This window comes from Roseovarius sp. MS2 (genome assembly GCF_051447875.1).
Taxonomy (GTDB): domain Bacteria; phylum Pseudomonadota; class Alphaproteobacteria; order Rhodobacterales; family Rhodobacteraceae; genus Roseovarius; species Roseovarius mucosus_A.
The window spans coordinates 2059302-2071363 of the sequence record NZ_JBKHVF010000001.1 but is presented as its reverse complement, the minus strand read 5'-3'; the positions used below and the strand labels follow the sequence as shown (position 1 = coordinate 2071363).

The following is a 12062-nucleotide window of genomic DNA, read 5'->3' as shown; positions in this document are numbered from 1 at the left end:
GCGGAGCCATAGATTGAGCAGCACCCGCGATATCGACGCCCTCATTGATATGATGGCCCGCCTGCCGGGGCTTGGCCCCCGGTCGGCCCGGCGCGCGGTGCTGCACCTGATCCGCAAGCGCGCTTTGCTGCTATCGCCCTTGGCAAAGCTGATGCAGACCGTGGCCGACACGGCGCGGGAATGCGCCACCTGCGGCAATATCGGCACCACCGAGATTTGCGATATCTGCACGAATGCCAAGCGTGCCAATGGCCAGATTTGCGTGGTCGAGGATGTGGCCGATCTCTGGGCGATGGAGCGTGGGCAGGCCTTTAAAGGGCGCTATCACGTGCTGGGCGGCACGCTGTCGGCACTGGATCAGGTCGGCCCCGAGATTCTACGCATTCCAGCCCTCTTGGCGCGGGTCGATTCCGAGGCGATAACCGAGGTCATTCTGGCCCTCAACGCCACGGTCGAGGGGCAAACCACCGCGCATTACATCGCAGATCAGCTCGACGGCAAAGTCACGCTCACTTCGCTCGCTCAGGGTGTTCCCATTGGCGGCGAGTTGGACTATCTCGACGACGGTACGATCAGTGCGGCCCTCTCGGCCCGCAAGCGTCTGTGACACGCCCCTAGCGGCATCCGCCCCAAATGATACTGGACCCCTTTTTTAGCCATGTCCCCACTTGCCTTGACCCTGCTGTATCTTTTAGCCCTGAACGCGCTCACATTGGGTTTGTTCTGGTGGGACAAGCGCTGTGCCATCGAACGCCGCTGGCGCGTGCCAGAGAGTACGCTTCTGACGCTTTGTCTGATCGGGGGATCGCTCGGGGCCAAGACCGGACAGGGGATATTCCGCCACAAAACCCGCAAAGAGCCGTTTCGCACGTCGCTCAATGCCATTGCAGTTCTGCATATCGGATTTCTCGGGGCGCTCGTGCTGCCAGAGTTCCGCGCCGCCGTTATGGTGTTTCTCACCCATGCCACCAGCTATGTCCTAGGGCTCGCCGCAACCTGGATCCCTGCGGCCTGAGGCATAGGTAAAATGAAAATGGCCCGAGAAACCCCGGGCCATTGCGGTCTTGGTGATCTAAGCCGCTTTAGCGGCGACGACGTCCAGCATCCTGATCATCATCTTCATCATCCTCGTCATCCGAGGCGGGCAGATTAAAGAAACTGTCGGCGTCGTATTTCTTTTCACGCACTTCGGGGTGGTAATCCTGCCCGAGGGTGAAATTCTCCAGCCCTTCCATCGCCGTCGGCACACGTGGCTCAAGGTCCGCCTCAAGGCTTTGCTCGGTGCTCAAGAGCTTGCGACGTTCGTCATCGGTCAGCGCGGCGCCATCTTTGGCCTTCTTCGCAGCGGCCTTTTGCACGGCGGCATCAAGCTCGGATTGTTTGCACAGGCCAAGCGCGACAGGGTCGATCGGTTGGATGCTGCCGATGTTCCAATGCGTGCGTTCACGAATCGCCTGAATGGTCGGCTTCGTTGTGCCCACAAGGCGCGCAATCTGGCTGTCGGCCAGTTCGGGATGGAACTTGACCAGCCAAAGGATCGACGCGGGGCGATCCTGCCGCTTGGACAGCGGCGTATAGCGCGGGCCGCGCCGGGTCTCTTCGCCTTGGGCGGCAGCATTGAATTTGAGCTTGAGCTTGTGCAGCGGGCTTGCCTGCGCCCGTTCGATCTCGTCCTGCGTCAACTGATTGTTGGCAATCGGATCAAAACCTTTAACGCCTGCCGCCACATCGCCATCGGCGATCCCCTGCACTTCCAATTCATGCATGCCGCAGAAATCGGCAATCTGCTTGAAACTGATCGTCGTATTGTCCACCAGCCAGACAGCTGTGGCCTTGGCCATGATCGGCTTTGACATCTCTCAGGTCTCCTTTACCCAAAACTTCCCCGGCGCCTGAAAGGCGGTTCCGGCGGGCCGGAACGGGTTTCCATTGTAGGGGAACTCGGGCAGCTTATACTGACCTTGCCGATAAAATGAAAGACCAAAGAATGCGTGCCCAAGTTGCCTTGTTGCTCTGTCTTTTGCTTCTGCCTCTGCCTGCCACCGCGCAATCGCACCGTGCGGGCGTGTTTGACTATTACGTGCTCAGCCTCAGTTGGTCGCCCACTTGGTGCGCGCTCGAGGGGGACGCGCGCAGTGCCGAGCAATGCGACGATGCCGCCAACACCGGCTGGATTCTGCACGGTCTTTGGCCGCAATATCATCGCGGCTGGCCCGAGCATTGCCAGAGCGTGCATGCGCCCCCCACCCGCGCCATGACCCGCGCAATGGCAGATGTGATGGGAAGCACAGGCCTTGCCTGGTATCAATGGAAGAAACACGGCTCTTGTTCAGGGCTGAGTGCCGCCGACTATTACGCGCTGTCGCGCGCGGCCTTTGATCAATTCAAGCGGCCAGAGGTCTTTCGCAAGCTCACCAAGCCCGTGAAGCTGCCCGCCAAAGTGGTCGAAGAGGCGTTTCTCAAGGCAAATCCGGGGCTTGAACCCGACATGCTGACCATCACCTGCCGCGCCGGGCGCATTCAGGAGGCACGGCTTTGCCTGTCGCGCGATTTAGCACCGGTGCCCTGCGGCGTCGATGTGGAGCGCGACTGCGCCCTGCGCGATGCGCTCTTTGATCCGATCCGCTGATCCATCCTCTTGGCCCCTTGAACCCCGCCAGTATTTCCTCAATGGTCGCGCCAAGCACGCGCATCAGACGGGACGGGCAAGACATGGATATCCGGGCAATCCTGATGGGGCTGGGCTTTGCGCTCATGTGGTCCTCGGCCTTTACCTCGGCACGGATCATCGTCTCTGCAGCCCCGCCCCTGACAGCGCTTGGCCTGCGCTTCCTGATTTCCGGGCTACTTGGCATTACCATCGCCCTGATCTTGGGCCAAAGCTGGCGACTGACCCGCGCACAATGGCGCGCCACGATCATTTTCGGCATCTGCCAGAATGCGCTCTATCTCGGGCTGAACTTCGTGGCGATGCAAACAATCGAGGCCTCGCTTGCCGCGATCATCGCCTCGGCCATGCCGCTCATCGTGGGGTTGTTCAGTTGGATCTTTTTAAAGGAGCGGCTTGGCAAGGTTGGAATCATGGGCCTCTTTGCCGGGCTAGGCGGCGTGGTGATCATCATGGGCGCGCGGCTTCAGGGGGAATGGATCTTTACGGCGTGGGTCTCTGCCTGATCGCGGTTTTTGCGCTGGCCTTTGCCACGCTGGCGGTGCGCGGTGCGGCATCTGGGGGCAATTTTCTGATGGTCGTAGGCCTGCAGATGATGGTGGGCGCGGTCCTGACCGGCTCCATCGGCCTTGCCACCGAACCCCTCGTGATCGACTGGAGCACGCGGCTTGTCTTGGCGTTTCTCTATACCACGCTCGTTCCCGGCCTCGCCGCCACGCTGGTGTGGTTTCTATTGGTCGAGCGGATCGGCGCAACGCGCGCCGCTACCTTTCATTTCCTCAACCCGTTCTTTGGCGTAGCGATCGCCTCTGTGCTCTTGAACGAAGCCCTGCGATTGGGCGACCTGATCGGGGTCTTGGTGATCATGGGCGGGATTCTGGCGGTGCAACTCTCGCGGCAAGGGCGGGTCTAAGGCACCGGGCTTGACAGGCCATGACGAAGTTGTGAACCTTGGTAAGGTTGTGTTGATTTGGGTTGATTCTATGCGGTGTGTGAAAACCGGATTACTGATGTGTTGTGCCATTCTTGCGGGCTGCGGAGAGCCCATGACACAGGCACAAGTCATCGAAAAGTATAGTGGCAACACGGTGGCCAAACTGACCAGCGAAAAGCGCATGGATCATTTGGGGCCAAACAACCCTTCATTGGGGACACGTTACATCTATCATCAGACGGATGGGCACGCCTTATACAGCAAGCGCACGGACAAAGGTTATAGCAGGCAAGAAGCCGGTCGCTGGTGGGCCGGGAATGACAAGATATGTTATTCGATGCGCGTCACACAGGCCGAAGACCCGGAAGGCGATGCCTGTGCCCCGGCGGGTACCGACGTCGTCTGGAGTAGCTTTGAACGCGGCGATACAAAGGGCCTCCGAAGATCGGTAACAGTTGCCCGAGGTGGCCAATCTGACATCGGTTTCGGGTGGGACAAAGTCATCGCCGCTGCGGGTGTGGCCATGGCCGGAGCAGTTGCCGTTGGAGCTGCTTCAGAGAAATTATGTGGCCCGGGCGGATGCACCGGCGGTGATTATTCGTCGGCTTCGGCTCAGCCCCAATCCTCCTCATCAGGAGGGTCGCAGACATCAAGCTCCGCGTCGCGTGAGACAAAATCCGGCTACACGATCACAGAGCGGATCAATTACGAGCGGAACGCGCAGACGGTTGTTGCACGCGGTCGGTGCGCAGACGGGAAGACCTTTAATGTCAGGTATCACCCAGACAACAATCCACAGTTTTTCATCTACGGCTCGGGTGGCTCCAGCGTCGATGCCGTCGCAAGCCGTTTTTGCTCCTGAGAGCGAGGCTTGGCCGGTGGCATAGCCGACGCGTTCGGGAACAACCGACATAGGTCCGCTCGGATGACTTCTGGCGCGCTGGTGATCATGGCCGGGATGCTGGCGGTGCAACTCTCGCGGCAAGGGCGGGTGTGAGGCGCCGGGACTTTGAAAAGTTCCGGATCATTCTCTTTTCAAGAAAATGGCTTTAGCCGATGTGCCCCCGCGGCCCATCGCCCACCTGCCCACGATGCAGCAGCAAGTGGTCAAGGATCACGCACGCCATCATCGCCTCGCCCACGGGAACGGCACGAATGCCGACGCAGGGATCATGTCGCCCTTTGGTCACGACCTCGATGGGGTTTCCATCCACGGTGATCGACTGGCGCGGGGTCAGGATCGACGATGTTGGCTTGACCGCAAACCGCACAACGATCTCTTGGCCGGTGGAAATCCCGCCAAGGATACCGCCCGCATGGTTCGAGGCGAATTCCGGGCCGTTCTCACCCATGAAAATCTCATCGGCATTGGCGCTGCCGGTGAGGCGCGCGGCGGCCATGCCTTCGCCAATCTCAACGCCTTTGACGGCGTTGATCGACATCATCGCGGCGGCCAGATCCGTATCCAGCTTGCCATAAATCGGCGCGCCAAGGCCTGCGGGCACACCGCGTGCCACCACTTCGATCACGGCGCCGACCGAATCATGTTTCTTGCGCAGCGCTTGCAAATAGTCTTCCCACGCAGGGGCCGCCGCCGCGTCAGGCAGCCAGAAATCATTGCCGTCAATCGCGTCCCAATCGAACTGTGCGCGGTCCAACTCCATCTCGCCCATGGCGACCATATAGCCCTTGATCTCGATCCCCGGCACAAGTGCTGCCAAGGCCGCGCGTGCCACGCCCCCCGCCGCAACTCGCGCCGCCGTTTCCCGCGCCGAAGACCGCCCGCCACCACGTGGATCGCGCAGGCCATATTTCAGATGATAGGTGATATCGGCATGACCGGGGCGGAATGTCTTGGCAATCTCGCCGTAGTCGCGCGAGCGTTGATCGGTGTTCTCGATCATCAGCTGAATCGGTGTTCCCGTGCTCTGCCCCTCATAGACACCCGACAGGATAAGCACCGCATCCGGCTCGTTGCGTTGGGTCATATTCTTGTTCTGCCCCGGACGGCGCTTGTCCAGCCAGCGCTGCAGCATCGCCTCATCCAGCGCCACCCCCGGAGGGCAACCATCCACCGTGGCCCCAAGTGCGGGCCCATGGCTCTCGCCCCAAGTGGTGAAACGAAACAGATGTCCAAAGGTGTTGAGGCTCATGCGCGGGGCTCCTTTGGCGCTGATCTAGCCCCGGCTCGCCCCGGCCTCAAGCTAATTTGGCGGGCTTTTGTCGCAAACAGGCGATCTATGGGATCGAATCGCAGTAGTCTTTGCCCCGTGACGGACTGGCGGAGTTGCCCGAACCAAATGAGACCGGGACGTTCAAAAATGACTGGTGCAGGGCGCACGCCCTGCTAACACTAGCGGCAAGACTGTCCAAAAAACGACAGCACCCAACATGATAATCAACAGGGAGAAGACAATGACCAAAGACACCTCGCACGACAGCGTGCGCCCGGTCGTCGCGAAAATGGCCGAGGACACCCGCGCCGGCAAGATGAGCCGCCGCGAATTCGTGGCGCTCGCCTCGACCTTTGGTGCCTCTGCCACTGCAGCTTACGGGTTGCTCGGCCTTGCAGTGCCCACAGCCGCATATGCTGAAGACGCCAAGAAAGGCGGCGTGCTGCGTGTGGCAAGCCGCGTGATGGATATCACCGATCCGCGCAAATATTCCTGGACCGAGCCGGGCAATGTCGCCCGCCAGTTCTGCGAACCGCTGGTACGCTGGGCCTCTGACTTCAGCTTTCAGCCGATGTTGCTGGAAGGCTGGGAGGTCAGCGATGACGCCATGACCTACACGCTCAAGGTCCGTCAGAACGCGGTCTGGAACAATGGCGACGCGTTCAATGCCGATGACGTGATCCACAATCTCAACCGCTGGTGCGACAAAGCCGCCGAAGGCAATTCCATGGCCTCGCGGATGGCCACGTTGATCGACCCAGACACAGGCCGCGCGCTCGATGGGGCCATTGAGCGAGTGGATGATTTCACTATTCGCCTCAATCTGCCCCGCCCCGATATCACCATCATCGCGGGCATGTCCGACTATCCTGCGCTCTGCGTCCACCCCAGCTTTGGGGACGATGGCGATCTGGCCAAGGCCCCAATCGGGACCGGCCCGTTCGAGCTTGTCTCGATGGACATCGGCGTCGCCGCCGAGGTCAAGCGCCGGGAAGACGGCAAGTGGTGGGGTGGCGATGTCTATCTCGACGGCATCCGCTTTGTGGACTTTGGCGAAGATAACGCCTCGATCGTAGCCGCATTTGATGGCGATGAGATCGACATCAACGACGAATCCACCGCCGATTTCATCGAGTCCTACGATGCCCTTGGTCTGATCAAACAGTCCAAGACAACCGCCAACACCATCGTCGCCCGGATGCGCGCCGATACCGCGCCCTATGACAGCAAAGAATTGCGCAACGCCATCCAATTGGCCTGCGACAATGCCGTTTTGCTGGCCATTTCGATCAATGGCGAGGGTATTCCGGCAGAAAACCACCACGTGGCTCCGTTCCACCCGGAATATGCCGAACTGCCTGCGATTGCGGCTGATCCGGCCAAGGCCATCGAAATGGCACGCGCCGCAGGGCATGGCGACACCGAGATCGAGATCATCTCGATTGATGGCGACTGGCGGACCACCACCACCGATGCCATCGGCGACCAACTGCGTCAGGCGGGTTTCAACGTCAAGCGGACGGTGATTCCGGGGGCAAGCTTCTGGAACGACTGGACCAAGTATCCCTTCTCGACCACCAACTGGGGTCCGCGTCCTTTGGGCGTTCAGGTGCTGGCACTGGCCTATAAATCGGGCGAGGCATGGAATGAATCTGGCCATGCAAACCCGGAATTCGATGCGCTGCTGGATGAAGCCTTGGGTGTTTTCGACGCGGACAAGCGCCGCGAATATTCGGCCAAGCTGCAAACGATGCTGCAAGACAGCGGTGCCGTGATTCAGCCCTTCTGGCGCAATCAGGCGCTGCACCACACGGACAAGGTCAAGGGCGTGCAGGCGCATCAATTCCGCGAAATGCACTATGAGCAGGTCTGGCTCGACGCGTAAGACCGTCCTGCACAACAGATCGGGCCGCCCCTCAGGGGCGGCCCTTTGCGTTCAGACAACTTCGGCGCGCAGCGCAGCCATCCGTTCCGCCAAAAGTTTTCGCGATGTCTCATCCTTGAGCTTGCCCGCATCGTCAAAGGCGTTCATCGCCCCCGCGATCAAAACCGCCGTGCCCGGCACGAGCCGCGCCTGTAACTGCGTAAGGCAAGACAGCGTCATGAATTGGGCCGTCTCGCCCCCGGTGCGCCCGGCAGAGGCCGAGACCACCACAACGGGCTTGTTCTTGAACGCCGCCCCTGGCACCCGGCTGATCCAATCCAGCCCGTTCTTGAGAACGCCGGTTATCCCTTTGTTGTATTCGGGCGCTCCAATGATCACGGCATCGGCGTCCTTGATCTGCTGTGCGAGGTGTTTCACCGCTTCTGGCACACCCTCTGCCTCTTCCAGATCACCATCGTAGAGCGGCAGATCAAGACTGCCGTCGCTGATCTCTGCGGGGCCGAATGCCTCTGCCGCCTCGGCCAGCAGCATGCGGTTATACGATCCCTTGCGCAGCGATCCGGAAATCAACAGAAGTTTTGGGTTAGCCATGTGTCATCCTCTCACGGGTTTATCAGTTTCACTGATCAAACTGGGGCGATGGAGGGAATTTGACAATATGAAGTGACTGCACAAGGCTTGTGCGCCACACCGGCACCGAATGAAAAACCCCGGCGCGGCGAGCAGACCGCGGCCGGGGCAGGCACCCGCCATGCGTGGCGAGGAGGACGACGTTACCAGTCCACCGGGCCTTTATCGGCGAATTGATGGACCAGAAAATCTATAAAGGCGCGCACCTTGGGCTGGGTGAACCGGCCCGGCGGGTAGACCGCGTAAATGCCCTGCAATTCCAGCGGCAACTCGGGCATCGCATCTTCGACCAGCCCATCCGCCATAGCGCGGGAATAAAGGAAGGACGGAAGATAGGCGATACCCAAGCCAGAAATCGCGGCATTCAGCAGGGATTGCCCGTCATTGACACTTAGACCACCTGCCGTGCGCACCTGACGCTTTTCCCCCGAAGGCGCGGTCAGCTTCCATACCGCCCCGCCCGCTTGGCTAGAGTAATGCAAGAGCTTGTGTTCGTTCAGATCGTCGATCTTTTGCGGCCGCCCATGTTTTTGGAAATAGCCGGGGCTGGCGATCATGCGCTTGGTGGTCTCGGTCAGTTTCCGCGCCCGCAGGGTGCTGTCCTCCAGCTCTCCGATGCGCACGGCCATGTCAAAGCCTTCTGAAATCAGCTCAACATAGCGGTTATTCAGCACCATGTTGACGGTGATATCGGGGAATTCATCAAGGAACTGGCCCAGAACCGGGCTGAGATGATTGACCCCGAAATCTGTCGCCACAGAGATGCGCAACAGGCCAGAGGGATCGGATTGCATCGAACTCACCAGCGCGTCCGCTTCGCCCGCGTCGTTGAGCACGCGCAAGGCCCGGTCGTAATAGGCTAGGCCGATTTCAGTCGGGCTGACACGCCGCGTGGTGCGGTTCAGCAATCTTGCCCCCAAACGCGCCTCAAGCGACGACACGTGCTTGGACACGGCGGATTTTGATATGCCCATCTTACGGGCCGCGTCGGTAAATCCGCCCTGATCCACCACGGTGGCGAAGGCTTCCATTTCGGTCAGGCGATCCATCCTAATACCTCTGAATTGCGTCTTGAGGGCCTTTGTGACGGGAAAATCAGGCACAACTGGGGCGCTTGCCGGACAATATCTGGATTTCGTCGGCATCGTTCGCCAGCTGGAAACACGGAAACATCAAGCTGCGATTGTTGACGGGTTAGGCCAACGCACCACCTATGTTACCATATCCTAGGGAGGAGCCACTATGACACGCATCATTGCAATCACTGCCGCCACCTTTCTGAGTCTCTCAGTTCCCCTCTTCGCCGGGGATACCCCCGCACCTGAAGGGGCCGAGGTCTATTTCGTCAATCTCGAGGATGGGGCCACCGTTACAGCACCCGTCAAAGTTATCTTTGGTCTCAAAGGCATGGGCGTGGCCCCTGCCGGCACTGAAAAAGAGGCGACAGGCCACCATCACATTCTGGTCAACCGCCCGCCCTTGGGCGAGGGGCCAGACGGGGAGCAAGAGCTGACCGTCGGCCTGCCCGCGGATGAGAATCACCGCCATTTCGGCGGCGGCCAGACAGAGGCAACGCTTGATCTGGCACCGGGCACGCATACGCTGCAACTGGTGATGGGCGACCTCAACCATGTGCCGCACGCCCCACCCGTGGTGTCCGAAGTGATCACGATCACCGTCGAATAAACCGCGTCAGAGCGTGGCAGCCAGCCGCGTGCCCTGATCTATCGCGCGTTTCGCATCAAGTTCGGCGGCCAAATCCGCGCCGCCGATCACATGCGCCTCTATTCCGCGCGCCGCCAATGTATCGGCCAGACTGCGCTCGCTCACCTGCCCCGAGCAAAGCACGACGGTATCCGCCGCAATCAATGTCGGGCGTTCGCGGGCCTCGCCAAAACTCACGTGCAGCCCTTCTGCGTCAATCTTTTCGTAATTGACACCACCGATCATCTCGACGCCCTTCATCTTGAGGGCGGCGCGATGAATCCAGCCTGTTGTTTTGCCCAACCGCTTGCCCGGTGCCTCTGCCTTGCGTTGCAAGAGCGTGACCTTGCGCGCAGCCGGCTCTGGCTGCGGTCCCTGCGGCGCGAGGCCTCCGCGCACCTCTGCCGGATCGCCCACGCCCCATTCGGTACGCCACAATGTGATGTCTTCGGTCGGGCTGATCCCCTCATGCACGAGGTATTCGGACACGTCGAAACCGATGCCGCCAGCGCCCACCACGGCCACGCGGTGGCCCACCTCTGCACCGCCCCGCAATACGTCAATATACGTCACCACATTCGGCCCATCCTGCCCCGGAACACCCGGATCGCGTGGAATCACGCCGGTGGCGATAATCACGGCATCAAAGCCGTCCAGATGATCGGCGGTCACCTCTTGTCCAAGACGCAGATCGACGCCCGACTCGGCCACCATGGTGCCAAACCAGTCCACCAACCCGCGAAACTCTTCCTTGCCGGGGATGACCTTGGCCATGTTCAACTGACCGCCCAGTTCCGCCGCACGATCAAAGAGCGTCACTTGGTGCCCACGCCCCGCCGCAGTGATCGCCGCCGAAAGACCCGCAGGCCCCGCACCGACCACGGCAATGCGCTTGGGTGTCTCTGCGGCTGCAATCACCAACTCCGTCTCATGGCAGGCGCGCGGATTGACCAGACAGGATGTCAGCTTGCCCGAGAATGTGTGATCAAGGCACGCCTGATTGCAGGCGATGCAGGGCGCAATCGTAGCGCTGCGCCCTGCCGCCGCTTTGTTCACAAACTCTGCATCCGCCAGAAACGGCCGCGCCATGCTGACCATATCAGCGGCCCCGCTTGCCAAAACCGCCTCGCCCACGTCAGGCGTGTTGATCCGGTTCGAGGTGATGATGGGAATCCCCACCTTGCCCATCAGCTTTTTCGTAACCCAAGCAAAACCCGCGCGCGGCACGCTGGTTGCAATCGTGGGAATCCGCGCCTCATGCCAGCCGATACCGGTGTTGAGGATCGAAGCGCCCGCACGCTCAATTTCTTGCGCCAATTGCACGACTTCGTCATGGGTGCTGCCACCCGGCACCAGATCAATCATGCTAAGCCGGTAAATGATGATGAAATCATCCCCCACCGCCGCCCGCGCACGCCGCACCACCTCAATCGGCAGGCGCATCCGGTTCTCATACGACCCCCCCCAGCGATCCTCGCGCTTGTTGGTGTGGGTCACAAGAAACTGGTTGAGGAAATACCCCTCGGACCCCATGATCTCGACCCCGTCATAGCCTGCCTCGCGCGCACGCTGCGCGGCGGTGACGATATCGGCGATCTGCTTTTCGATCCCCTCCTCGTCCAATGCCTTGGGCGTAAAGGGCGAAATCGGCGACTTGATGGCTGAGGCGCTGACGCATTCCTTGCCATAGGCGTAGCGGCCAGCGTGCAGGATTTGCATCGCGATCAGCCCCCCCGCCTCGTGCACCCGGTCCGTGACGATGCGGTGATTGGTGATATCCTCGGGCGTGAATAGCCCTGCCGCGCCGGGAAATACGCCGCCCTCGCGATTGGGGGCCATGCCGCCCGTGACCATAAGGCCAACACCACCGCGCGCCCGTGCCGCATAAAACTCTGCCACCCGGTTCCAATCGCGGGTTTCCTCCAACCCGGTGTGCATGGACCCCATAAGCACGCGATTTTTCAAGGTCACGTGCCCCAGATCAAGCGGGCTCAGAAGATGCGGATATTCGGACATGGCGGACCTCCCTTGGCTGGAATGCACCATGGCGCGGCACCGCGATATTGT

11 protein-coding genes and 1 pseudogene are annotated in these 12062 nt (G+C 60.6%); 7 read left to right on the top strand and 5 right to left on the bottom strand.

The annotated features are described in order from the left end of the window. Positions 1–13: 13 nt before the first annotated feature. Positions 14–607, top strand: coding sequence for a recombination mediator RecR (gene recR, locus ACLGGT_RS10200; RefSeq protein ID WP_219436336.1), 594 nt, complete (start codon positions 14–16; stop codon positions 605–607). A gap of 51 nt (positions 608–658) precedes the next feature. After that, the gene (locus ACLGGT_RS10195) at positions 659–1015 is read left to right on the top strand and encodes a DUF1294 domain-containing protein (protein WP_008281675.1); all 357 of its coding nucleotides are present in this window, start codon (positions 659–661) and stop codon (positions 1013–1015) included. Positions 1016–1082: 67 nt separating this feature from the next. Here ACLGGT_RS10195 and ACLGGT_RS10190 read toward each other — a convergent pair whose 3' ends face one another. Beyond that, the gene (locus ACLGGT_RS10190; RefSeq protein WP_008281674.1) at positions 1083–1856 is read right to left on the bottom strand and encodes a DUF1013 domain-containing protein; all 774 of its coding nucleotides are present in this window, start codon (positions 1854–1856) and stop codon (positions 1083–1085) included. Between the two features lie 131 nt (positions 1857–1987). Here ACLGGT_RS10190 and ACLGGT_RS10185 point away from each other — a divergent pair, with 131 nt between their 5' ends. The 3 genes and pseudogenes from ACLGGT_RS10185 (at position 1988) to ACLGGT_RS10175 (ending at position 4464) form a co-directional block, all read left to right on the top strand. Then, the gene (locus ACLGGT_RS10185; protein WP_437195950.1) at positions 1988–2629 is read left to right on the top strand and encodes a ribonuclease T2 family protein; all 642 of its coding nucleotides are present in this window, start codon (positions 1988–1990) and stop codon (positions 2627–2629) included. 83 nt (positions 2630–2712) lie between these two features. After that, a pseudogene (locus ACLGGT_RS10180) lies at positions 2713–3581 on the top strand (DMT family transporter). Between the two features lie 133 nt (positions 3582–3714). Further along, positions 3715–4464 (top strand): hypothetical protein, encoded by a 750-nt coding sequence (locus ACLGGT_RS10175; RefSeq protein WP_437195949.1) that lies wholly within the window; start codon positions 3715–3717, stop codon positions 4462–4464. A 187-nt stretch (positions 4465–4651) separates the two neighbouring features. On the opposite strand, the gene aroC is transcribed toward ACLGGT_RS10175, so the two are convergent. Then, positions 4652–5755, bottom strand: coding sequence for a chorismate synthase (aroC, locus tag ACLGGT_RS10170; protein ID WP_437195948.1), 1104 nt, complete (start codon positions 5753–5755; stop codon positions 4652–4654). Between the two features lie 262 nt (positions 5756–6017). On the opposite strand from aroC, the gene ACLGGT_RS10165 reads away from it, so the two are divergent. Beyond that, positions 6018–7661, top strand: a complete 1644-nt coding sequence (locus ACLGGT_RS10165) for an ABC transporter substrate-binding protein (protein WP_008281670.1) — start codon at positions 6018–6020, stop codon at positions 7659–7661. A gap of 51 nt (positions 7662–7712) precedes the next feature. Here the strand turns inward: ACLGGT_RS10165 and ACLGGT_RS10160 are convergent, their stop codons facing one another. Beyond that, positions 7713–8252, bottom strand: coding sequence for an NADPH-dependent FMN reductase (locus ACLGGT_RS10160; protein ID WP_151978185.1), 540 nt, complete (start codon positions 8250–8252; stop codon positions 7713–7715). Positions 8253–8434: 182 nt separating this feature from the next. Continuing rightward, on the bottom strand, positions 8435–9340 hold the full coding sequence (locus tag ACLGGT_RS10155; protein ID WP_008281668.1) for a LysR family transcriptional regulator: 906 nt from the start codon (positions 9338–9340) through the stop codon (positions 8435–8437). Positions 9341–9533: 193 nt separating this feature from the next. Here ACLGGT_RS10155 and ACLGGT_RS10150 point away from each other — a divergent pair, with 193 nt between their 5' ends. After that, positions 9534–9977: a DUF4399 domain-containing protein gene (locus tag ACLGGT_RS10150; protein ID WP_437195946.1), complete on the top strand. Its 444-nt coding sequence runs from the start codon at positions 9534–9536 to the stop codon at positions 9975–9977. A 6-nt stretch (positions 9978–9983) separates the two neighbouring features. Here the strand turns inward: ACLGGT_RS10150 and ACLGGT_RS10145 are convergent, their stop codons facing one another. Further along, positions 9984–12011 carry an FAD-dependent oxidoreductase gene (locus tag ACLGGT_RS10145; RefSeq protein WP_437195944.1) on the bottom strand — a complete coding sequence of 676 codons (2028 nt, stop codon included), beginning with the start codon at positions 12009–12011 and terminating at the stop codon, positions 9984–9986. Between the last annotated feature and the right edge of the window lie 51 nt (positions 12012–12062).